The following is a 22,709-nucleotide window of genomic DNA, read 5'->3' as shown; positions in this document are numbered from 1 at the left end:
AAGGAGTGTTAGCCGCACTCCTTTCATTCTTTATAAATCGTAATCACCTCCTTCCCGAGCTCGAAACGCACCCCCGAAAGTTTCTCTATCATCTCCAAGACGACATTCAACGGACGATGACGATCGGCAGCTCCCGTGAACGTAATCTCCCGCAGTGACGAATCGGTATAAACAAATGACACATCATACCAGCGTTCCAATTGTCCCGTGATCTCTCCAAGACTCATCTCTTCAAACTCAAATATTCCCGAGATCCACGCTATAAAAATACCTGCATCCACCTTCCTTACGTCAATACCGTTCGCCCCGGACAACGATTGTTCCCCCGGATTTAATATCAAGGAATCACCGCTCGCGAACACTTGCACCCGTCCGTTGACCAGTGTCGTGACAACATCTTTCTGCCCGTCATATGCCATGATATTAAACTTCGTTCCCAATACCGAGATCCGGGAATCTCCACATGTTACCCGGAAAGGTTGGCTTTCATTTCCAGTGACTTCAAAATAAGCCTCCCCCTTCAATCGTACATCCCTAAAAATCCCTCCCATAGAAACAGGATAAGTCAACTCGGACTCCGAATTAAGCCATACCTTCGTCCCGTCAGCCAAACACAGGTAATACTCTCCCCCCCGGGGTACACGTATCGTGTTCAACACGCTCTCTCCCGCCGTTTCACTCTCTAAATAATGAATACCCCCTTCCTCTCCTTTCCTTATAACCACCCCGTTTACCTCCTGCAAGGACATCATCGAATCTGCCGATAACCGCACACACCTTCCATCCGACAACTGCAACACGGCCTTGGTTGAGCCGGGCTCCACCGTAATTACATCTCTACCTGAAAACATCCCACCCCTCATGTATAAAAATACGCTCACGACCATGAATAACACCAGCGAGGCCACATACGGGTAATAACGCATAATACGCTTTTTCCTTCCCGTACCCGTTATTCTTCGTGTCAATCGATGCCAAGCCTCTCGCTCGTCCAGAGTATCATAAAACACAGTTTGCCTCACCTTCCGGTACTTTCCCAGATAATCCCGAAAAATCTCCCGATGCCTTTGGTCTTCATCTAACCAGATCTCTAATTCAGAACAATCCGAAGCCGTCAATTCATCCTTACAATATAGAATAACCAACTCAATAATTCTCTTATCATCCATTAGCAGTACTTTTTACTACCTAAAGCCTAAAAAGGCAAAAATGGGTGAACGAAAAAGCAAAAAAAAAGAAATATTTTACCGAATCATCATCAGAACAATGATACTCAATGAAGTACGCAATTGTTTTATCGCCCTTGCAAGATGTGTTTTTATCGTATTCACGGATAGATTCAACTGTTCGGCGGCTTCTTTATACTTCATATCTTTCAGAACAATCGCTTCAAACACCTTCCGGCATTGCTCCGGTAATTTTTCAATCTCCGCGTACAACCTCTCCTTCTCCTCTTCCATCTCACCGGGAGTACACCTATCTTCAAGCAAATCCTCGTAATTCTCGATACCGTCAAAATGATACCTTCTTCTACTTTTTATTAATTTAATACAATTATGCTGCACGGAAGAAAACAAATACGCCCGCAAAGACCCTTGGAACTCCATCTTTCCCCGCCGCTCCCAAAACTTCACGAAAAGCTCCTGAATCAAATCCTCTGCCTCCTCGTAAGAATCAATAAAATTCAAAGCAAAAACGCACAAGGGCTTATAATACAGAGAAAACAAACCTTCCAATCCGGCTTCATCACCTTGATTGAGCTTTATTAATATTTCCTTCTCATCCGGCATCACCATATATAAATACGTTCTAAACAACCACCGAAGAAACAAAAATAAAGAAAATAGTTTTACTTGGCAAGAAGTAACAGCATCTCCCGCTCCTTTTTTGTCAAACTTTGAACAACAATACGATAAGATTCAGCGACCAATTCCCTTATCTTGTCATCCGGTACATCCTGATTAAAATAAACACTGTTCCAATACTTCTTATTCATGTGCCATCCCGGCTTTATCCCCATATATTGAGCCCTCAACTCACCCGCCTCCCCGGGATCACATTTAATACAACAAAAATCAAACACCTCAATATTCACGAAACAGAACCATTTATCCAGCACGTAGAAGCATAAAACATCACGACTATACAGATCAGCTACATTAGGAAACGGCATTTTTTCATGAACGCCCTTAAATGACAGGCAATATTCTCTAAATTCCTCAATATTCATTGCATCCGGATATAAAGAAGAAAGGGCTGCCGATTACAGACAACCCTTCCCAATTAATAACAACAATCTTAAATATTATAAAACGTAGTGAAAGCTTTTATCACGTAAGCATTATCCTTCACGCCACCCGTCTCGCGAACGGAGTGCATCGCCCACATCGGATTACCAATATCCACACCGCGCATTTCCATTTGGGAAAGCAAAATATTTCCCAACGTGGAACCTCCTGCCATATCCGAGTGATTGACAAACTCTTGACACGGCACTCCGGCCATTTTACAAATCGTCTTGAACACGGCAGCGGAATCACCATCGGTAATATACTTCTGGTTAGCGTTAATCTTTATCACCGGACCGCCATTCAACACCGGATGATTCGTCGGGTCATGTTTCTCCACATAATTCGGGTGAAGAGCGTGAGCCATATCGGCAGAAATCATGAAGGAATTATGAATAGCCCGGTACAAATCTTCCGGCTTACCACCCAACCCGAACACGATACGCTCCACGATAGTACGCAGAATCGGGGAACCGGCTCCCTGTTTCGTCCCGCTTCCCACCTCTTCGTTATCGAAAATAGCGAGTACTTTCGTCTTCCGGCATTTCTCCGAATTTACGAATGCCTTCAATCCCGCAAATGCCATCGCCAGATCATCCAACTTCCCGGTAGAAATAAACTCTTCGTTCACACCGAACAGACATCCTTTCTCGAATTCATACAACGTCAGATCAAAATCAAGAATATCCTCCTTGTTCACCCCCATCTCCTCAGCAATCAACTTTACCAGATAATTATCCTTCTCGAACGTTTCATTAATCATGGCAATCACCGGCAACATATCTTTTTGCTTGCTTAACGGGTTACCCTGATCATTCACGGCACGATTGAAATGGATAGCAATATGCGGAATCACCATCAACGGACGGTTGAAATTCACGAATTGCGTCGCGGGCTTCAACGGGTTCAGGCTCTTTAGCATCACGCGCCCCGCCATAGACAACGGACGGTCAAACCACGTGTACATGATAGGTCCCCCGTAAACCTCGGTATTCAACTTCAAGTATTGTCCGGCAACAGGCATCTCCGCATTCGGCTTGATCCGGAAAGTGGGAGAATCACTGTGGGCACAAATAATCTTGAACCCGTCACTGGCAATCTCGCCGCTTCCGATCTCGAAAGCGAAAAGGGACGAGTGATTCTTCGTCACGAAATACTTACCCCCTTTTTCTATTTGCCACGCTTCCCCGGAAAACAGTTGTTTGAAACCATGATCCAGCAACTCTTTTTTGGCATTCGCCACTGCATGAAAATTTGTCGGACTTTCATGTATAAACTCAATCAGTTCTTTTGCTAATTGTTTCTCCATTATATCTTGATTTATTATTTCATTTCTTTGTGCCCCAAGATAATCATTTTTTACCTCAACCTCCGCGTCAGGAGTCAAAAAAATACGATTACCCCGTTTAATTTCTTCATGTATCCGCTTACTGCACATGATAAAAGGCGAACTCAGAATATTTTCTTTATTATACAACACCTCTCCCCCCGTCTCCGCGTTCACGACAAGCCCCCCGGTAGCCTCCACCAACACCTGTCCCGCCGCGACATCCCATTCCGAGCATTTCCCGAATTTCGGACATATATCCACTTTCCCCTCTGCCACCATACACTGTTTGGAAGAAGCCCCCAAGGGCATTAATTCCACGTCATACCCCGCCGCCTTCAACCCATCGATATACTGCATCTCACTCTCCGTCAAATGGAAACGACTCACCGCCACTCTCAAACGGGACGGAACTTCCATGGAAGCCTCCAACACGCTTTCCTCCCCTTCTCGTGTTATCCCACGCTCACCATCCGCGAAAGCCCACAATATTTCCTTATCGCAAATATTATTAATCATCCCGAACACCGGATGCCCGTCTTCCACCAGAGCGATATTGATACAAAAACGTCCGTTCCGAAAAATAAACTCCTTCGTGCCGTCCAGCGGGTCAACCACCCACACGTACTTCCACTTTTTCCGTTCATCATAAGAAGGCAACGACGCCTCTTCACTAATCACGGGAATATCCGGATAGAGCTTTTTTAGCGCCTGCACGATAAACTCACTCGACGCCTTATCCGCCTCCGTGACCGGAGTCATGTCACCTTTTGTTTCTACATGAAAATTTCTTTTCTCGTATATATCCGACACCAGACATCCCGCTTCACAAATAATGTCTTGTATATCTGACACTTTAATCCAATCTAACATACTACTTTTCCTAAAAAAATCTATCTGATAAACATACAAATAATATTCGATTTTCACACCATCTGATAAAGACTTATTAATAATTAACAAAGAGTATTTACACGAGAATATATCACATCATTCTACAAACCAATACATTAACCATACAACATTTTCACGACACACCATTACCAAGCCATCCAAGCCCGTTTCATTAACCTACATTAACCTCAACAACAACTTTTATTAACATCAAACATTAGTTGGATTCACAAACTACCCCTATCTTTGCACCGTCTTTAAGAGATTGAAGATTTTTCATAAGTTTGTATGGTTTAGGTTAGTAGTTAGTAATGTAATCTTAAGAGTCGACATCCCCTGTCGGCTCTTTTGTATTTAAAGCCGCAAGATAAGAATAAAACATGAAACACAAAAATTAACAATCATGGAAGGAATCATAGAAATCGAAGGAATGGAATTTTTCGCCTACCACGGGTGCTACGAAACAGAACGAATCGTGGGAAACAAATTCATGGTATACGCCCGCATCCAAACCGATTGCAGCAAAGCCGCCCAAAGCGATGACATCAACGACGCCCTCAGTTACCTGACCGCCTATGAAATTATTGCCCGTGAAATGATGATCAAATCCCACCTGCTGGAGCACGTGGCACAAAGAATGATCGATGCCCTCTACCGGACATTCCCTCAAATCACGCACGTAACTATTAAAGTATCAAAGCTCAATCCCCCCTTGGGTGGTAAAATCGCGGCAACAAGTGTTACTTTATCGAAATAAATTGCAGTAAGGTATTGCAGAATCCAAAATTTCACCTTATCTTTGCACTGCAAAATCGCAACAGGGTCGGTTGGCCGAGCGGTTAGGCAGCGGTCTGCAAAACCGCGTACAGCAGTTCAAATCTGCTACCGACCTCAGTAAAGCTCTGAAACCCCAACAAATAAAAGGTTTCGGAGCTTTTGATTTTCAAGAGGGGTGCATTCCACAAATTATAATCTCCATCCAAAGAGTGTCATGAAAGCGGTAAAGTTAAACCACAAATACTCTCCTCAAATAAGTGGAGAAAAACGTCACTTACAGTCAAAAAGCTATTGAAGCCTATCATCAATAAAATGAGTATGAAATTTTGTATAGATAATTCTACTTTTAAAACAAAATCAATCATCCAAATAATCGCAATCATCGAATTTTTTTCATTGCAAGGATTTGAATGTTACAAAATATTGGAAATATAATTAATATATTATACATTTGCATATAAAATTTACAACTATGCCACAATGTCCAAATTGTTCTCAGCAAATTGATGATAATGACAAACTGATATTTTGCCCTTATTGCCTAACTCAAATTATTTGCAAGCAATGCAAAGAACCCCTTCCCAAAGGAGCTATTGGTTGCATAGCTTGCGGCACACCTATAATTTCCAAAGTTTCAGATTCAAATCAAATTAATGAAATTGAATTTGAAAGAAAAGGAGACTCTATTAAATTTAAAACAAAATTCACTGATAATGTAGGGAAAGAATTGGTTTCTACTTTTGGCTCTATTGCTGGAGTTAATCAATTTGCTAAAAGGACATTCTCACCTAATACTATTTTAGCTAAGAACCAACAAAATATCGCACAGGATGCAGAATCATCATATGTAGATGCAGAAGTGCTTCCAATTGATGATTCTGAACTAACCCAAGCATTAAATCTAATATTCACTTTAGATGGTGATAAACTTATCTTTCAAAAAAATTCATTTAAAGAGCAGAGCAAATTAGACAAAGAAATTCGTATCTCTTTATTAGTATTGCTTGGATATAAATATCTACTCAATACAGATGATTTAAAACGTCAAATATTAACAGACACTCTTAAACATCGTCAACTAAATTCGGGTGGATTTAGAAATTGGATTGTTAAATCAGATGAGATCGGAAGAAAAGGCAAAGGGATTATATTTTTAACTCCTGATGGTAAAGATAGGGCTATTGAGGTATTAAACGAAGTAATAGATAAAAATATAACTAAAGGCAACATATCATTCAGCAAAACGACAGGAATATCTCGTAAAAAATCTTCAAATGGGAATACAGATTCAACAAAAAAATCCACTACAGGTGCCACTTCATATATTAAAACATTAATACATGAAGGATATTTTAAAGAGCGTAGAACACTAGGGGGTATTACCCAGTATTTAAAAGAGAAAAAGGCTGTCTCCTTTACAACGGCGGAAATAGGAGTACCTATCGTAAAATTATTGGCTCCCAACGAATTGGAAAGGGAGAAAGGAAATTCTGGACAATATGAATATTTCACTAGATAAAACTAAGTTAATATTAGCTTTAGCAAACATACAAGATGATTTCAGGGAAGCTATTATTGATATATACATAGAATTAAAAAAACGTCATCTTAAGTCATTTTATAGCAATGAGTTTGATGCCGTAGGAATATCTTCAGGCAAATTATGCGAAACTATTTTTAGATTTCTAGAGCACGAGTTAACTGGTAAATACACTCCTTTTAACGCTCATATATCAAATTTTCCCGTAAAGGTTGATAAATTAACTCAGCTCCCCATAGCAAGTGGAAACGAATCTCTCAGAGTTACTATTCCAAGAGCATTGAATTTTGTATATACTCTAAGAAACAAAAGAGGAATTGGTCATACAGGCGGAGATATTAATGCAAATGCTATTGATATAAGCACTATTGTAAAAAATACAGACTGGATAATTTGTGAACTGATCAGATTATATCATAATCTGCCAATGATTGAAGCTCAACAAATCATAGATTCATTGAATATCAAAATCATGCCAGATATCTGGCATATAGACGGTCATCGCAGAATTATCAAAGATGGATTAACTCATAAACAAAAAGTTCTATTGTTACTTTACAATGAGATAGCTAACAAAGCATCTATAAATGACTTATATGAATGGACTGAATATAGTAATATCTCATTGTTTAAATCACGGATCATTATTCCTTTGCATAAAGAAAAACTTCTAGAGTATAATAGTTCAGATTCAAATATAACAATATCTCCTAAAGGAATTTCAGAAATTGAGAACTTAATTACTACTTTATAATTATTTACCTCTTTGCTGCTAAAAAACGCCAAGCCTCCAAGTCCAAAAAAATCTGCTCCGTTTATAATATCTTCTCTAACTTTACCAGAGAAGATAGACATATCATACAATCACTTTTACGCTTTAAATACAATAACGAAATATTACGTTTGCACTTCCCTATACCTGATAGCGATTAGGCAGCATTTTATGCCGTTTACAAAAGAAACATAATAGCCACCACCATAGTACTGGGAATAGTAAGATTTTCCCTTTGCGTTTTAATTTGCACGAGACAACAATACGACTTTCTATATAAAAGAATTATTTTTGATATTCTCGATCACTATCGAACCGTGAAAACAAAAAACACTCATGGGGGGATACACCCTACCTTTTTAGGATAGAAAGCCTTTAATAATTACAGTACTGACCAAAACACAGACAAATACTCGTACTTTCATACTATATATGTCATTTTTCAGCCCAAAAGCCACTTTGCATTTTAATTTGATTACCTAATTCGATAGGGGCAATTTTTAATTTTTGACGTTTCCCTTGATACCCCATAAACCTAAAATTAATTCCTTCATCGAAATTTGAGGAATATCTCCATATAATCTTTTCAGGGTTTTGTATATATCAACTCGAAATTTTGACGCATGATATGATTTCGGTTCTCGGTATCGGTCTACGATTGTACTAATTTCTTTCTTAGCTTTACAAATAGCCGTAAATGCTGATGCTCCTGTTTTCTTTCCTTTCGCATTTTTCATATGCAGACTTCTCTGGAAAATCCGAGCTAATTTGCTCCCCCCTTTCCAATATAAATAGTACCCTTGAATCCAATTGCAATTAACCCCATCTCATTCTACAGGTAAATCATTGTACCGTGAAGCATAACGACATTTTTACATTTAATTATTGTTCTATTAATCCTAAAATCCAATTTATCCAAGAAATCACAGTTGATGCTCTTCGTTTATATGTTTGCCCAGAAGTAATATTATATAGTTTAGCATTTCTCATTATTTCAACCACTTCATCTTTTGTTGGAACATTTCCTTTATCAAAATATAGCTTCAAAGTGTTTTGAAATACAACATGTGCCAATATAAACTTAACAAACTCCAGTTGCCGTTCCACAATAGGCAAGTTAAATACGCGAAAGCCATCTTGAGTTAAGGTACACCCAACCTGCCGGTTTATATGAACAATATCTATTAGTCCTAAATACCTTGCCGCATTTGAATAGTAGTCCGTCTGCCTATAATCAAAGTCATAATTTTGAGTAATATCATCTTTACTGATAAACCCTCTTTGCTTCAATAATTCACAAAGATTAATCACACGTTCAAAACTATCCGCTTGTGGGAATGGCAATTCAGGTTCTTTAACAACTTGAATATTATCCAGAATGTTTTGTATGTTCTCTATATTAATTGCACCTTCTTGAAGGGCATATTTTTTATACTGTAATAAGCGAATGGAATTATATAATTCAAGTGTAGTAAATTCATATTCCCTCAAATGAAAAATTCCATTTGAATATGTAAGAAATATCGGACGAACACGTTTTGTAATTTTATTACTCCATAGCCTATACGGGTAATATAATTGCCTGATCAAAAAATCATCAGAAATATAATTTTTTGCTTCAATCAAATTTAGAGAATTATCACCTTCGTACCCTCCATCTATTTCTATTTGTGAGTTTTCTACATTTATTTTAAAACTGTTTTGCCCTGAACTAATTATAAAATCAAACAAAGAAGAACTCATCCGTCCACAAACCGTAGGTAGTAAATTTTCTTCGCCCGTAAAGTCATGTAACATCCTAGATACAAAAGCACAGTTTATCGCAATTGATTCACTTGTAATATCTTTGTAGTCCAAGCTTTCCAAAAAAGTTGGGAAACCAATAGAGGTTATCTCTACATCCTCTTTATTAAAATCACAAAAAGTCTCAAACGTACCAATCTCATATGTACCTCTGGAAGTCGGCAAAATTGAGAGATTATGCTCAACAAATAATTTAGGAAGCTGGGAACGGTGATCAAACTTTGTCATTAAACGAGCTTCCCGAAACTGATTAATCTCCACTGAAGATATTGATACTCGCTCGTTATTTGCAAGTTTGTCTAAAATAGAATACTTCTCAAAAAAATTTTCCCACGCTATATCATTTTTAGATTTACTCATTGTTATTAATTAGGAACTCATTTACTTGCCTATTTTTTAATCTCTGGAATAAGTCGTCTTTTCTCAAAAACCATTTTCTACAAATTCACCATACGGCATTTCAAAATTACTATTTTTAGTTGGATTATAGGCTATAAAAGAACAACAATTTGATTAATTTTAGGGATTCGTTATCAAAAAAAAGAAAACCTCATACACCCTTTTCCCTTTCACGTTCGTTCTGCAAAGTGCACCCGCATGTTTAAGTCTTGCAACTACTTTTCGCCGTGGCGCTCGTCATCAATGACAGGAGAGCGAACCACCCCCTTAGGTCACGTATTTATTACGTGACCTAATCTTTTAAACCAGAAAACAGCAGATAAATACTTTTTCTCTATCTTTGTACTCGAAATTAGATTAATCTCTGTATCCCGGAGGCACTAACATATCTTACATTTAAAAGAAGCCAGGAGATAAAAAACACTATTTTTGCGATATGAATCAATCAATAAAAAAGCAAATTACAGGGCACCCGTTCTTAAAATGGGCTGGAGGTAAAGGACAACTTATCCAGCAGATTAACAACTATCTCCCGGATAATATTTCAACTATTGACACCTATATAGAACCCTTTATAGGTAGTGGTGCTATCATGTTTTGGCTGTTGTCAGCATACGACAATATAAAACATGTCGTTATAAATGATATTAATTCTGATTTGATAAATATTTATAGAGTTATCAAAAAAGAACCTTTAGATTTAATTTCAGAATTAGAACGCATAGATACAAACTACAAAAATCTAACTTCATACGATAACCAAAAAGAACTTTATTTAGCCCTTAGGGAAGAGTATAACGAGCGAAATTCGTCATCGCAGTCTGTAAGAAATGCAGCACTATTCATCTTTCTAAATCGTACATGCTTCAATGGCTTATATCGTGTCAACTCTAAAAACAAATTCAATGTGCCATTTGGCAAATACAAAAACCCTAAAATTTGTGACAGGGAAACGATACTGCGGGATAGCGAATTATTACAAAAAGTTGAAATTCTTTGTGGCGATTACACCGCCACCAAAGAGTACGTAAGCGAAAAAACTTTCTTCTACTTTGACCCGCCATATAAGCCAATCAGTGAAACTTCAAATTTTAACTCATATACTAAATTTGATTTTGACGACAACGAACAAAACCGACTGAAACAGTTTTGTGACGAAATATCAGCAACGGGAGCCAAATTCATGCTAAGCAACTCCGATCCGCGTAGCATCAATCCTGACAATAATTTCTTTGATGAATTATATCAGGAATACAACATTACGCGTGTAGATGCCAAAAGAAATATAAATTCTAAATCAGATAAAAGGGGAACTATTAAAGAACTTCTTATAACAAACTATTTAAAATCCTCTGCCACGACAAATAGCATCTAACTCTCTCCATTTCTTCCCGCGGCTAAAATTTGCAGCTTCATTCGGTGACAGCTCATCATAGATGGTCTGATATACTCCAAGCCTTTTAACTCTTTTGCCTAATATCGCGTTCTCTTTGTTTTCTTCGGCAATCATCCCCATATAGATAATGGTGAAATCAATGGCTATATTAAGGGCATCTGCGCCATATTTAGAAGTCATATCCTTTATGTATTGAATGGTAGAGTTATCCAATTCTTTGGTTGTCTTATTATAAATAGACACAAAATCTTGATAAATTGCATCTTTACCATATTTAGAAGCGTAATTAACAAGACGCTGAAAATATTGATAATCTCGCGGTGCATATCTCGCGGTATTCGGACGAGATAAATAAACACACCATTCATCAAAGCTTCCCCGAGCGTACTCCAAGTAACTGCCATCAGAAAAATCTGTAACCCGTGTAGCCATAAAGTTAGTTTCTTTGTTAAATTATTTGACAAACATCAAAGCTCCAAGCGCCGCAATCAATACAAATATAGTAAAACAAAATGAATAATTAACATTTATATTTAATACCTATCAAAAGAATTAATCAAGGAACAAATAAAAAACTTACGTACTTATCTTGAATTTTTCACAAAAACAGAACCTCTCCCTGCCATTTCCCGTTTATGTTCATACAAACAATCTAACAAAAAGAATCATGAAAAAAAGAAAAAACAACGTGTGGACAATCGTGGGAATCATCATTGCCATCGTGTTGCTGCTCTATTGGTTATTGGCAGCCACCGTACTGGAAGAAGATGAAAACGTAGTCCCAATACTGAACGGAACAGAACAGGTGATTCCCTAGGAACCACCTGCCTCAATTTTTTCTTTATTTAGGTATACTCGTGTCTATCTTTTTCAAAAGAATCGAATCCAAAGAGATCTTTCCCGGTCCGGCGAAGAACAGGAAAATGTAAATTCCCAAGTATATCAAAGGCAACTCTTTCACTTGAAAAGGATCATTACCATGCACGATAAGGATTACCACCAACATGGAAAAAATTAACGGGATCGTCGCCAGACGAGTGAATGCCCCCACGATAAGAAATATGGAACACCCCACTTCGGCGCAGATAATCAAGATCAGTGAAAGCGTACTTCCCAACCCGATCGGATCGAAAAACGTCGAGGACAATTCCGAGAACGAAGTCAATTTAGCAAGTCCATGAGTCAACATGGTTATTCCCACAAGCACACGCAATATAAGCAATCCCAAGTTCAGGAACTTCTGGCTAGGTGATATAACCGACGAAATCACTTTTTTCATAACAACATTTTTAAAAATTAAAACTGTATTAGTAACGAACATTCTTTCATGAATGTTTCAATTTGTACACGTCTCTTGTAAAGATAGTGTTTTTAAAAATAAATCGTAGCTTCGCGATAAAATAATTGTCAAACTATGGGTATTGTTATCGGATTAATGGTCACGGGGATCATTCTGGGATACCTCTTCCGGGAGAGGAATTTGAAGATCGTGTATAAATTGATCAACTACGCTATTTTTTTATTACTTTTTCTACTGGGAATAACGGTCGGCGCCAACGGGGACATCATGAACAACTTGGCTACTATCGGTTACGACGCCCTGTTAATCACCCTCGCCGCCGTGGCGGGAAGTGTCCTTTGTGCGTGGGGCATCTATCGTTTTTTCTTTGTTCCGTCTAAATAAAACCAACTCATGAAAGGCAGCATCACGATTGTTTCATTCTTCATCGCCGGAGTATTGCTAGGACGCTTCATTGATATTCCCGCCATATTAACCGCAGAAGCCCCTACCCTATACGCCTTGTACGCTTTGATGTTCCTTGTCGGCATCAGCATCGGGAGTGACAAAAAAGCCCTGCAAGCCTTAAAACAACAAAACTTAAAAATCATACTTGTCCCCTTGGCAACCATCATCGGCACCCTCATCGGGTCCGCCCTCATCAGCTTTGCCCTAAGCGACAGAAGCATCACGGATTGCCTTGCCGTGGGATCGGGCTTCGGTTATTACTCCCTCTCCTCCATATTCATCACCCAATACAAAGGAGCCGAACTAGGCACCATCGCCCTTGTCTCAAACATCATGCGTGAACTGCTTGCCCTATTGGCAGCCCCTCTCCTAATCCGCTATTTCGGAAAACTAGCCCCCATCTCCGTGGGAGGCGCCACCACTGCCGACACCACACTACCTATTATCACCAAGTTCTGCGGCAAAGAGTTCGTGATCATCTCCATCGTCCACGGGATAACCGTCGACCTGAGTGTACCTTTTCTCGTCACTTTCTTCTGCACGATATAAAAACACCATCACGTTAAATTTAAAAGTCAAAAGTTTGTAAGATAATTTTATTCTTTATATTTGTAGAATCTAAACACGTACTATGGGACAGGCGGAAACCATATTATCTCTATTTAAACAAAATGAAGAAAGAGCCTTCAAGCTGCTTTTTGAAACCTATCATGACACATTGCTGCTGTTCGCCAATCAAATGCTCGATGACCCGGAAGCAGCAAAAGATGTCGTTCAGAATTGTTTTGTCGATTTTTGGGTACACCGCCGTTTCGCCAATCTTCCCAACGGACTGGAACAATACATTTTTCAATCCGTCAAACATGCCGCCCTCAATCATCTTCGTGGAGAAAAAAGGAGAAAGAAATATTATATTGCCGCAAAAGAAGATGAGCAAGAAAACTTAAACGCCGACGAAACAGAGTGGAACGACGAAGCGCTATATAAAGCATTAAACGAACTACCGGAAGAACGGAGAAAAATATTCCTCATGATCTGTCTGGAAGGCATGAAATATCAAGAAGTTGCAGAAAAACTACAAATAAGCATCAATACCGTCAAAAAACAAATGGGACGTTCTTTCAAATTCCTGCGGGAAAAATTACAAAAGAATATCTTTATCACACTATTCCTTCTTTGGACAAAGTGTAGAAAAAAAATGTAAAAAAATAATTTTCCCTGTCACACAAAACCAAAGTTCCGGTGCTATCTCCATAAAAAGCATCAAATATGGAGAATCAAAATAACGAACACACGGATTATTTGGATATACCGGAAACCATCTATGAAATATTAGCGGGCAACCTATCCGGAGAACCATTGTCCGCCGAAGAAAACCGATTACTCGAAACATGGAAACAAACCCATCCGGCAAATCAAGCCATATACGAACAATTTCGTTCACTCATGGAAAGAAATTCAGGCATACTGCGGGGTAACGACAGAAAAATCCTTTTTGAACAAATACAACAAAGAATCAAGACACAAGAAGCAAAACGACAGAAACAAAAACATCTTGCCTGGTTATCCGCGGCAGCAAGTATCCTCATCACATTGGGAATGTTCTACTATTTCAGTAGTAATCATCACCCCGAAATAAAAACACCCACACCCGCAGCCCAACAAATAAAACCGGGAGAATCCAAAGCCCTGTTACAACTAGCTACGGGAGAAATTATACCACTAGACGCCCGGCAACAGGAATACATCGTGGTTGACAGCACTTTTGAGATCAAAAACCAAGCCCATACCCTAATTTACGACACAAAGGACTCCACGACCAAGAATATCACATACAACACCCTCTCCGTACCCATGGGAGCCGAATACAAAGTGATACTATCCGACGGAACAAAAGTATATTTGAACTCCGGTTCGGGACTCCATTATCCCACCGGATTCACGGGAAAAAACAGAGAAGTATGCCTTATCGGGGAAGCCTATTTCGAAGTTGCCAAAGACACCCTTCACCCCTTCATCGTGAAAACGGGACAGATGTCCATCCGCGTACTGGGAACCTCATTCAACGTGAAAGCCTACCCGACACAGGAACAAACGGCAGCAACACTAGAAGAAGGGAAAATACAAGTCACCTGCCGGGGTAAAAGCTATGACATCACCCCCGGCAATCAAATCACCTACAACACGACAAACCGGAAAACCGAAATAAAAGAAGTAGACACGGAACTCTACACGTCATGGAAATCAGGGTACTACAAATTCGAACAAATGTCTTTACAAGAGATCATGTCCACGCTGGCATTATGGTATGATTTGAATATATTCTACCAAAACCCGGAAACAAAAGACATTCTCTTCACCGGTCGACTGAAAAGATACGAGAATGTAGAAAACCTCTTGAAAAAATTTGAACAAACCAACGAAATTAAATTCATTATTAAAGAAAGGAGTGTAACGATAAAGAAAAAATAAAAAATTGGGAATCCATCAATTCCCAATCTCCAAGTTAAATTACACTTATAGCCTTGCAAGTAATAGGTGTAACATGTATAACTATCAACTACAAATTTATGGAAAAAAAACGAATGGGAACGAAAACCATACCTTGGATTTCGTTGCGTAAAATGTTAATCTTTATGAAATTCGCATGGTTCATCTTATGTTGTACATTCATGACAGTACAAGCAAACGTCTTCTCTCAACGAGTGATAATTAACGCGAATATGCAGAATGTATCCTTGACCGCCGTGTTCAAAGAACTCGGGAAACAGGCAAAATGTGATTTCTTGTACAATCACAACCTCATCAAAAACAAAGGAACAGTCAACCTCGTTGCTAAAAACAAAGAACTCAAACAGATTCTGGACGAACTCCTACCCGAATTCGGGCTGGAATACTTGTGGGACGACAACGTGGTAATCATTCGTGAAAAACCCATCGAACCGGAAGGTAAAAAAGAAATCCGTATCGTGGGAAAAGTAACGGATCAACAAAAACACCCACTGGCAGGTGTAACCGTTCGCTTGAAACCCGGTCAGATGGGCACCTCCACCGACATCAACGGGTGGTACCAAATCGTACTTCCGAAACTGGATTCCATCATCTTGGTTTACTCCTTTATCGGCATGGAAACCCAAGAAATCAAGTACAAAAGCAAGGACACCATAAACGTCGTGATGAAAGAATCATCGGCAATGCTGGACGAGGTCATCGTAAACACCGGTTACCAACAAATCGACCTGCGCAAAACGACCAGTGCCATACAATCCATCAAAGCCTCGGACATCGTTGTCGCCGGATTGCAATCCATTGACCAAATGCTGGAAGGCTACATTCCCGGTATGACCTTCATGCAAAACTCAGGTCAAATCGGAGCCGCACCACGCATCCGCATCCGAGGAACATCCACCGTGCTCGGTTCACAGGAACCCGTGTGGGTCATCGACGGCATCGTACAGGAGAACCCCGTGGATGTCGATCCGGAACAAATCAACGATCTAGACTTCGTCAATCTGGTCGGCAACGCCATATCCGGACTTAACCCGGAAGACATCGAACAAATCGACGTACTGAAAGACGCCTCGGCAACCGCACTCTACGGGGCTCGTGCCGCCAACGGGGTTATCGTCATCACGACCAAAAAAGGCAAACCCGGACCACCCACCATCTCTTACTCCTTATCGGGAAGCTTCATGCGCCGCCCGCACTACGGGGACAACAGCGTGAACATGATGGACTCCCGCGAAAGAATCGCCTATTCCCGGGAACTCATCGAAAAAAGAGTACCTTTCGGTGATTTACAAACTTGGATGGGATACGAGAAACCGCTCCGGGACTATTGGGAAAACAAAATAACTTTCGAAGAAATGCAGAAAGAAGTCGGGTACTACGAATCCGTGAACACCGATTGGTTCGACCTGCTCATGCGCAACTCCTTCACCCACAAACACACGCTAAGCATCTCCGGGGGTAGCAGCAGCTTAAGGTATTACGCGTCCATCGGTTTCAGCGATGCCAGCGGAAGCATAAAAGGAGAAAACAACAAAAGCTACACGGCAAACATAAACCTGACAGCAAACTACAACAAATTCACCTTCCGCATGGGAATAACCGCGGACGTGGGTAAACGAAAATACACACCCGGCGACGTCGGCGTCACCACGTATGCCTACAACACCACACGGGCACTTCCCGTCTACAACGAAAACAAAGAACTATGGTACTACCAGCGTTACACGTCAAATAACCAACCTGTAGACTTCAACATCCTCGAGGACGTAGCCAATACCTCGCAAGACATCCGTTCCACGGGCATGACTATCCGGGCAACCGTAGACTACAAAATCCTCGAACCGTTAAAAGCCGCCATTACCGGTTCTTACTCCACGGCAAACACCACCCAGGAAACCTGGCATGGAGAAAAATCATTCTACGCCAAATCTCTTCAAATCCAGAACAAACTTCCGTTCGGGGGAGAACTCATCTATCAAAACTCCGAAAAATACTCCTACGTGATACGGGCGCAACTGGATTTCAACAAATTCATCGATTCCGAACAAATTCACCTCATCACCGCTTCCGCGGGGGGAGAAATATCTTCCACGCAATACTACGGGCTGAATCAAACCTACCGGGGCTATCTGCGGGAAAGGGGAAAAAAGATGGCAGAAATCACCGATTGGAACCAATACGAGGATTTCATGAAATGGAGAGGCAAGACCTCTGCGGCTATAGGCGAATGGACAGATAAACTGACCAACGTGGCTTCCTTCTATGGCACCATCTCCTACAGTTACAAAAATATGTATTCCCTAAATACCAACATCCGCATAGACGCCTCCAATCGTTTCGGTTCCCGGGCAAACGAGAAACTAGCTCCCATCTGGTCGGTATCCGGACGCTGGAACATCAAAGAAAGCATCCTGCCAAAAGCCAATTGGATCACCACCTTAGACCTAAGAGCTTCATTCGGTTACCAGGGAAATATGCTAGACAACGCCTCGGCAAAACTCGTCATCCGTAAAGAAGGCATACAAGACACGTGGAAAGAATTCTACTCCACCGTGCAAAACTACCCGAACCCGGATTTGAAATGGGAAAAGACAGCTTCCTACAACGCCACGCTCGACTTCTCCTTCTTCAAAAATTTCCTCCGGGGCTCCGTATCCTACTTCTACAAAAGAACGCAAGACGCCTTCCTTACTAAAAACGTATCCAAAATCAACGGGCTGAACAACTGGACGGTAAACCAAGGAGTCATCACCAATCAGGGTATCGAAGTTTCCATGAACTTTACCCCGATAGACACCCGGAGCGTCAACATCAACGGATTTCGCTGGACATTCAACCCCAACATCGGGCAAGTCGTCAACCAACTCGTAAACCGGCGGTCACGCAAGGACAGATCCTTCGAACAAACCGTCACATACGATATGTACCTCAACGGCTCGGCAGACATCGCCGGTCGCCCGCTCAACTCCTTCTTCTCATACCGATACATCGGGCTCGAACCGGAAAACGGGCTACCCATATTCTTCGGTTCCGATCAAACCACTTACATCGACGGCAAAAAAACCGATCTCATGGAAAAATTCAACAAAACGAGCGACCGGCAAGACGTGTGGCAAGAAATCATGGTCTACTCCGGAAGCCGGGTACCCGACATACAGGGAGGAATCCAGAACACGTTTGCATGGCGACGCTTCACCATGGCAATCAACGTGGCTTACAGCTTCGGAGCTAAAATCCGTCTGTTAAAAATGTATTCCAATGTATCCTCCAGATATGGCACCATCGCACCCCGACCGACGGAAAACGTACGCCGAGAATTTCTGAAACGCTGGCAAGTCCCCGGTGACGAACTACGCACGGACATCCCGGGAGTTGTTTCCGGTCCCGAATTCGTGAACACGCTTCATGACAAAGTATGGTGGAACAACTACAACGCCAAAAATGAAGCGGGAATCTCATACAGCTTCGCATCAGACCTATGGCAAATGTACGACAACTCCGATCTGAGAGTCGTAAACGGCAATTACGTCAAAATCCAATCGCTGTCACTACGCTACAACCTGTCCGACAAACTATGCAACAAACTGAATTTAAAAAACTGTTACGTGGGCTTCTCGGCAACAAACCTGCATACTTTCTGTAGCAAAAAACTCAAAGGGCAAGATCCCGCGACACAGAACGGTTCGGCACCACAAATCAACATGTCCTTGTGTCCGACCTATTCTTTCAACCTGAATATTTCATTTTAAACAAACCACTTATGAAAACAGGAATACTTTACATATCGCTCATCATCGTGCTGGTACTAACCTCCTGTCACGATTTTCTTACCAAATACCCGAAGGATACCGTGTACCCATCCTGCACCGACGATTTCCATGAACTTCTCATCGGCGACGGCTACCTCTCCGGACCTACCAGATGGGACATCGGCAAATGGCTCAATCTCATGGACGATGACGTGGAATACACCCGAACCGTAACCGCCGTCTCGACTTCCACCCAACTATACTTGAAATTCTACAACTGGGAAGCGAACCCGGACGCCGAACCCACATGGAGCAACCTATATAAACACATCTTGTGCCTGAACACCATTCTGAGTGAAATCGATGACTTCAAAGACGAGAAAGGCGACGGCTACCGACGAATCAAAGGAGAATCACACTTTCTCCGGGCGGGATACTACTTCTTCCTGACAAACATTTACGCTAAACCCTACTCGAAAGCCACGGCAAACCGGGAGCTGGGCATACCCTTGAAACTAACGGCAAAAATCGAAGACCGCAACTTCACCCGCAACACCCTGCAAGAATGTTACGACCAAATGATCTCCGACTTACAAAACGCAACGGTGTGCTTGAAAGGCATCGACCAACCCACCACCTTCCGGGCATCGGCAGAAGCCGCACACCTTCTACTAAGCCGCCTATACCTCTACATGGGCGAATGGGACAAATGCGTAGAACATTGCGACTCCGTAATGAAAAAAACAAAATATCACCTTCTCGACTACAACACCGTGACCGCGGGCAAAGCGCTATCCGCCACGTCACCGGAAACCATATTCACGAATGGTGGAAACTCCTACGGTGGTTCCAACGAATTATATATGTACATGTACCGTAGTTTTTTCCGGGTACGGGACGAATTCTTAAAACTATATGCGCAGGGAGATTTACGCAACAAACTATTCTTCAAATCGGGTAATTTCGGGGGAGCCCGTTACAACTACCCGAACAAACAAGCCTCCTCTGCCGGGGGTGAATATTCCGATACCTTCGGGCTCCGGCTATCCGAAGCTTACCTAAACAAAGCCGAAGCCTTAGCCATCCTTGGCAAAGAAGCAGAAGCCATCGAATTGCTCAAAGCCTTGCGAGCAAAACGATTCGCGGACAAGAACGGTGGTGAAATCACTCAAAGCGGCGAAGACCTTGTAAACTTCATCCGCACCGAACGCCGTCTGGAATTCACCTTTGAAGGACATCGCTGGTTTGACCTGCGACGTTATGCCGTCAGTCCAAAATACCCTTCCGAAACAAGCATCCGCCACCCCTACTACGAGGATGGCTCCGCCGTCACCTTGAGCGATATGGTACTGGGCAAATACTCGGAAGAACCTTCCGGATGGACTCTCCTGATCCCGGAAGACGAAATCACCGAAAACCAAGGAGCCCTGCTCCAAAACGAAGGACGCAAAGACCGACAACCGGAAAGTAAAGAATAACACCCTAAAAAACACCATAATATGAAAAACAATATATTACTAAATATCCTTTTGGCAAGCCTACTTTTCTGCGGATGTGCAAGCGATGACGGCAAATTAGCCCCCACGTACGCCGATATCGACTGGTTCGCCATACAGCCCAGTGACGACCCTCTAGACGGATTGCGTTACGATATTTACAAGAACAACAGGATATCCGTCTACTACAACGACACCATCGGTTCTCAATACAGGGGTATGTCCGGATACGGCGATTCAGTCATCCATTACGAGATATTGGACTTATGCTACACGATAGAAGAAAACAACCAGACCGTCGAATACATGTTGTCGACAGACCGGGACAAACTCTACGACGCCGTCAGATTCATCCAGCAAAAAGTAATCCCCGACATCCCGGCAGTAGCCTATCCTAAAAGTTTCCTACTCGTCAAGGAACTGATATTAAACACGACCTCTTCCACCACCATGAGAACAGGGAAAACATGGACGGCAATGATGACCACCGCCGTTGGCAACGTTGAAGACATACAAGGAATGACCACGGAGGAACAGAATGATTTCGCTGCCGAAATCACGGGAGCAACCTGTGGGGCTTACCTGTACAGCAACCCGACGGAACAAGTCGAAAACTTCTACGCCCTCTCCGAGAAACTCGCGGAATGGGCAGACCCGGAAGCCGGGCATACCATATACAACTGCGTCCTTGACAATTACTATAAAGACCCTAGAGATGCCCATCCGGCATTCGACATCTGGTACGGGTTCGGCTTCCTCGCTCCCAACCCGGACGGCAGATACGCCGACGTCGATGAATACACCACCCCGACAAAAGCGCAAGACCTTGCCGCCTACCTCAAAGCCACACTCCTGTACGGGGACGACCTTAACCTATTCCGCGAGAACATGAAAAAAGAGATGAATGAAATCATCCCCGACTTCCTTGAAGAAAACCTTGACAAAAACGATCTGAAAGACCTCACGGAACAAGAATTTCAGGAACTCGTGGACGAATACGCGGAATACTACATGGAAATCCTACTCGACAAATACCGAAATGCACTACTATTCGCGAATGAACTGAAAACCATGACAAAAAAATAATTCGGAAAACCTTAAAATTCGACGAACATGAAAAAGTTAATATATCTACTCTTGACCCTATGCCTCGGTAGCGTGATTGCCTGCAACGATGACAAAGAAGAAACACTGGACTTATCGGCGACAACCGTCACGCTCGAGGCAAGCGGAGAACCGCAAAAAGTGGAAGTGTTCACGGACAACCCCCAATGGCGAATCGTCGCTTCCAAAAACTCATGGATAACAACAGACCGTGACAGTTGCTACGTGATCGTGGGAGCCGAACCCAACCCCACCAAATCAGAACGGACGGAACGGGTGATCGTCGTTTCACGCAAAACCCCGGGCTTCCTCATGGTCACCCAAAAAGCCAGCATGCGGGCAATCGGCGACCCGTACCCGGATGCCACCCATCCCATCGGCATCGTCTACAAAGTCACCCACGGGGGAGAACACGGTCTGATCATGTCCCTCGATATGTTTGAAGGAGAATGGGGCGTACCGGATGTTCTTGAAAAAGTGCAATCGGAAACCGACGGCAAGAACAACACGCTCACCGTCATCCACAACCACAAAGACACCCCCGACTTTGCCGAAAAATACCCGATTTTCCACTGGATATACAACACCAAAAACAGCAACAACCCCGACGGGGAATGGTACCTGCCCTCCTACCAAGAATTACAGGAACTTTATTTCGCCGCCACCGGGTGCAAACAACTTGCCGGTACACACAACATCACGTGGCGGAACCAATTCGACGCCATGGTAAAAGCCGTCGGCGGAACACCCTTCGTCTATGACAACAATATGCACCTGTGGGCATCTTCCGAAATGACCGCACAAAATGCCTATCAGGTACTCTTTAAAACAAACGAAAAAAGTATGCCCTACACCTCCAAAACGACCAAACGGTGGGTGAGAGCGATCCGAGCCTTTTAAATAACC

21 protein-coding genes and 1 tRNA gene are annotated in these 22,709 nt (G+C 42.0%); 14 read left to right on the top strand and 8 right to left on the bottom strand.

Features of this window, described 5'->3' with window-relative positions; all coding sequences use genetic code 11:
* Window positions 1-23 precede the first annotated feature (23 nt).
* The 4 genes from L0M98_RS20665 to L0M98_RS22730 all read right to left on the bottom strand — a co-directional run bounded on the left by L0M98_RS20665 (window position 24) and on the right by L0M98_RS22730 (window position 4,488).
* Entirely contained in the window at window positions 24-1,169 is a 1,146-nt protein-coding gene (locus tag L0M98_RS20665) for a FecR family protein (protein WP_186976947.1), read from the bottom strand.
* Between the two features lie 75 nt (window positions 1,170-1,244).
* A complete protein-coding gene (locus L0M98_RS20660; protein ID WP_099290814.1) occupies window positions 1,245-1,796 on the bottom strand; it encodes an RNA polymerase sigma factor in 552 nt (183 codons plus the stop codon).
* 53 nt (window positions 1,797-1,849) lie between these two features.
* Window positions 1,850-2,230 carry an MmcQ/YjbR family DNA-binding protein gene (locus tag L0M98_RS20655; protein ID WP_186976949.1) on the bottom strand — a complete coding sequence of 127 codons (381 nt, stop codon included), beginning with the start codon at window positions 2,228-2,230 and terminating at the stop codon, window positions 1,850-1,852.
* Window positions 2,231-2,298: 68 nt separating this feature from the next.
* Entirely contained in the window at window positions 2,299-4,488 is a 2,190-nt protein-coding gene (locus tag L0M98_RS22730; protein ID WP_186976951.1) for a M18 family aminopeptidase, read from the bottom strand.
* A 424-nt stretch (window positions 4,489-4,912) separates the two neighbouring features.
* On the opposite strand from L0M98_RS22730, the gene folB reads away from it, so the two are divergent.
* The 4 genes from folB (at window position 4,913) to L0M98_RS20625 (ending at window position 7,580) form a co-directional block, all read left to right on the top strand.
* Window positions 4,913-5,266 carry a dihydroneopterin aldolase gene (gene folB, locus L0M98_RS20640; protein ID WP_186976953.1) on the top strand — a complete coding sequence of 118 codons (354 nt, stop codon included), beginning with the start codon at window positions 4,913-4,915 and terminating at the stop codon, window positions 5,264-5,266.
* A 64-nt stretch (window positions 5,267-5,330) separates the two neighbouring features.
* Window positions 5,331-5,401 (top strand) — tRNA-Cys (locus L0M98_RS20635).
* 357 nt (window positions 5,402-5,758) lie between these two features.
* The gene (locus L0M98_RS20630) at window positions 5,759-6,805 is read left to right on the top strand and encodes a zinc ribbon domain-containing protein (protein ID WP_227217485.1); all 1,047 of its coding nucleotides are present in this window, start codon (window positions 5,759-5,761) and stop codon (window positions 6,803-6,805) included.
* On the top strand, window positions 6,786-7,580 hold the full coding sequence (locus L0M98_RS20625; RefSeq protein WP_186976957.1) for a hypothetical protein: 795 nt from the start codon (window positions 6,786-6,788) through the stop codon (window positions 7,578-7,580). The genes L0M98_RS20630 and L0M98_RS20625 overlap by 20 nt, the downstream gene beginning before the upstream one ends.
* A 518-nt stretch (window positions 7,581-8,098) precedes the next feature.
* Here L0M98_RS20625 and L0M98_RS20620 read toward each other — a convergent pair.
* Together L0M98_RS20620 and L0M98_RS20615 are read right to left on the bottom strand one after the other, a co-directional pair.
* Complete coding sequence (locus L0M98_RS20620; RefSeq protein ID WP_186976959.1) at window positions 8,099-8,335, bottom strand: hypothetical protein; 237 nt, start codon at window positions 8,333-8,335, stop codon at window positions 8,099-8,101.
* Between the two features lie 145 nt (window positions 8,336-8,480).
* Entirely contained in the window at window positions 8,481-9,761 is a 1,281-nt protein-coding gene (locus tag L0M98_RS20615) for a type II restriction enzyme (protein ID WP_227217486.1), read from the bottom strand.
* A 475-nt stretch (window positions 9,762-10,236) separates the two neighbouring features.
* Between L0M98_RS20615 and L0M98_RS20610 the strand changes: the two genes are divergently transcribed.
* Entirely contained in the window at window positions 10,237-11,175 is a 939-nt protein-coding gene (locus L0M98_RS20610; RefSeq protein WP_227217488.1) for a DNA adenine methylase, read from the top strand.
* Here the strand turns inward: L0M98_RS20610 and L0M98_RS20605 are convergent.
* Window positions 11,143-11,628 (bottom strand): DUF7004 family protein, encoded by a 486-nt coding sequence (locus tag L0M98_RS20605; RefSeq protein ID WP_227217489.1) that lies wholly within the window; start codon window positions 11,626-11,628, stop codon window positions 11,143-11,145. The two genes, L0M98_RS20610 and L0M98_RS20605, sit on opposite strands and share 33 nt — an antisense overlap.
* 235 nt (window positions 11,629-11,863) lie before the next feature.
* Between L0M98_RS20605 and L0M98_RS20600 the strand changes: the two genes are divergently transcribed.
* A complete protein-coding gene (locus L0M98_RS20600) occupies window positions 11,864-12,013 on the top strand; it encodes a hypothetical protein (RefSeq protein WP_227217490.1) in 150 nt (49 codons plus the stop codon).
* Window positions 12,014-12,037: 24 nt separating this feature from the next.
* On the opposite strand, the gene L0M98_RS20595 is transcribed toward L0M98_RS20600, so the two are convergent.
* The gene (locus tag L0M98_RS20595) at window positions 12,038-12,475 is read right to left on the bottom strand and encodes a DoxX family protein (RefSeq protein ID WP_186976965.1); all 438 of its coding nucleotides are present in this window, start codon (window positions 12,473-12,475) and stop codon (window positions 12,038-12,040) included.
* 135 nt (window positions 12,476-12,610) lie between these two features.
* Here L0M98_RS20595 and L0M98_RS20590 point away from each other — a divergent pair, with 135 nt between their 5' ends.
* From L0M98_RS20590 to L0M98_RS20555, 8 genes are all read left to right on the top strand, one after another.
* A complete protein-coding gene (locus L0M98_RS20590; protein ID WP_099290684.1) occupies window positions 12,611-12,880 on the top strand; it encodes a LysO family transporter in 270 nt (89 codons plus the stop codon).
* Window positions 12,881-12,889: 9 nt separating this feature from the next.
* Window positions 12,890-13,492, top strand: coding sequence for a lysine exporter LysO family protein (locus tag L0M98_RS20585; RefSeq protein WP_186976967.1), 603 nt, complete (start codon window positions 12,890-12,892; stop codon window positions 13,490-13,492).
* Between the two features lie 82 nt (window positions 13,493-13,574).
* Complete coding sequence (locus tag L0M98_RS20580) at window positions 13,575-14,147, top strand: RNA polymerase sigma-70 factor (RefSeq protein WP_099290686.1); 573 nt, start codon at window positions 13,575-13,577, stop codon at window positions 14,145-14,147.
* 65 nt (window positions 14,148-14,212) lie between these two features.
* A complete protein-coding gene (locus tag L0M98_RS20575) occupies window positions 14,213-15,415 on the top strand; it encodes a FecR family protein (protein ID WP_186976969.1) in 1,203 nt (400 codons plus the stop codon).
* A gap of 98 nt (window positions 15,416-15,513) precedes the next feature.
* Window positions 15,514-19,203 (top strand): SusC/RagA family TonB-linked outer membrane protein, encoded by a 3,690-nt coding sequence (locus L0M98_RS20570; RefSeq protein WP_227217491.1) that lies wholly within the window; start codon window positions 15,514-15,516, stop codon window positions 19,201-19,203.
* A gap of 11 nt (window positions 19,204-19,214) precedes the next feature.
* Window positions 19,215-20,681, top strand: a complete 1,467-nt coding sequence (locus L0M98_RS20565) for a RagB/SusD family nutrient uptake outer membrane protein (protein ID WP_186976971.1) — start codon at window positions 19,215-19,217, stop codon at window positions 20,679-20,681.
* A gap of 21 nt (window positions 20,682-20,702) precedes the next feature.
* Window positions 20,703-21,785, top strand: coding sequence for a hypothetical protein (locus L0M98_RS20560; protein WP_227217492.1), 1,083 nt, complete (start codon window positions 20,703-20,705; stop codon window positions 21,783-21,785).
* A gap of 27 nt (window positions 21,786-21,812) precedes the next feature.
* A complete protein-coding gene (locus L0M98_RS20555; RefSeq protein ID WP_099290690.1) occupies window positions 21,813-22,703 on the top strand; it encodes a BACON domain-containing protein in 891 nt (296 codons plus the stop codon).
* Window positions 22,704-22,709 lie beyond the last annotated feature (6 nt).

The sequence above is a fragment of the Butyricimonas sp. DFI.6.44 genome (genome assembly GCF_022132345.1).
Lineage (GTDB): Bacteria > Bacteroidota > Bacteroidia > Bacteroidales > Marinifilaceae > Butyricimonas > Butyricimonas muris.
This window is presented reverse-complemented; position numbering and strand designations above follow the sequence as displayed.

What these genes read in the sequence shown, in the direction of transcription:
- L0M98_RS20665 (WP_186976947.1), bottom strand. Translation starts at nt 1,169, where the DNA reads ATGGATGATAAGAGAATTATTGAGTTGGTTATTCTATATTGTAAGGAT.
- L0M98_RS20660 (WP_099290814.1), bottom strand. Translation starts at nt 1,796, where the DNA reads ATGGTGATGCCGGATGAGAAGGAAATATTAATAAAGCTCAATCAAGGT.
- L0M98_RS20655 (WP_186976949.1), bottom strand. Translation starts at nt 2,230, where the DNA reads ATGAATATTGAGGAATTTAGAGAATATTGCCTGTCATTTAAGGGCGTT.
- L0M98_RS22730 (WP_186976951.1), bottom strand. Translation starts at nt 4,488, where the DNA reads ATGTTAGATTGGATTAAAGTGTCAGATATACAAGACATTATTTGTGAA.
- folB (WP_186976953.1), top strand. Translation starts at nt 4,913, where the DNA reads ATGGAAGGAATCATAGAAATCGAAGGAATGGAATTTTTCGCCTACCAC.
- L0M98_RS20630 (WP_227217485.1), top strand. Translation starts at nt 5,759, where the DNA reads ATGCCACAATGTCCAAATTGTTCTCAGCAAATTGATGATAATGACAAA.
- L0M98_RS20625 (WP_186976957.1), top strand. Translation starts at nt 6,786, where the DNA reads ATGAATATTTCACTAGATAAAACTAAGTTAATATTAGCTTTAGCAAAC.
- L0M98_RS20620 (WP_186976959.1), bottom strand. Translation starts at nt 8,335, where the DNA reads ATGAAAAATGCGAAAGGAAAGAAAACAGGAGCATCAGCATTTACGGCT.
- L0M98_RS20615 (WP_227217486.1), bottom strand. Translation starts at nt 9,761, where the DNA reads ATGAGTAAATCTAAAAATGATATAGCGTGGGAAAATTTTTTTGAGAAG.
- L0M98_RS20610 (WP_227217488.1), top strand. Translation starts at nt 10,237, where the DNA reads ATGAATCAATCAATAAAAAAGCAAATTACAGGGCACCCGTTCTTAAAA.
- L0M98_RS20605 (WP_227217489.1), bottom strand. Translation starts at nt 11,628, where the DNA reads ATGGCTACACGGGTTACAGATTTTTCTGATGGCAGTTACTTGGAGTAC.
- L0M98_RS20600 (WP_227217490.1), top strand. Translation starts at nt 11,864, where the DNA reads ATGAAAAAAAGAAAAAACAACGTGTGGACAATCGTGGGAATCATCATT.
- L0M98_RS20595 (WP_186976965.1), bottom strand. Translation starts at nt 12,475, where the DNA reads ATGAAAAAAGTGATTTCGTCGGTTATATCACCTAGCCAGAAGTTCCTG.
- L0M98_RS20590 (WP_099290684.1), top strand. Translation starts at nt 12,611, where the DNA reads ATGGGTATTGTTATCGGATTAATGGTCACGGGGATCATTCTGGGATAC.
- L0M98_RS20585 (WP_186976967.1), top strand. Translation starts at nt 12,890, where the DNA reads ATGAAAGGCAGCATCACGATTGTTTCATTCTTCATCGCCGGAGTATTG.
- L0M98_RS20580 (WP_099290686.1), top strand. Translation starts at nt 13,575, where the DNA reads ATGGGACAGGCGGAAACCATATTATCTCTATTTAAACAAAATGAAGAA.
- L0M98_RS20575 (WP_186976969.1), top strand. Translation starts at nt 14,213, where the DNA reads ATGGAGAATCAAAATAACGAACACACGGATTATTTGGATATACCGGAA.
- L0M98_RS20570 (WP_227217491.1), top strand. Translation starts at nt 15,514, where the DNA reads ATGGAAAAAAAACGAATGGGAACGAAAACCATACCTTGGATTTCGTTG.
- L0M98_RS20565 (WP_186976971.1), top strand. Translation starts at nt 19,215, where the DNA reads ATGAAAACAGGAATACTTTACATATCGCTCATCATCGTGCTGGTACTA.
- L0M98_RS20560 (WP_227217492.1), top strand. Translation starts at nt 20,703, where the DNA reads ATGAAAAACAATATATTACTAAATATCCTTTTGGCAAGCCTACTTTTC.
- L0M98_RS20555 (WP_099290690.1), top strand. Translation starts at nt 21,813, where the DNA reads ATGAAAAAGTTAATATATCTACTCTTGACCCTATGCCTCGGTAGCGTG.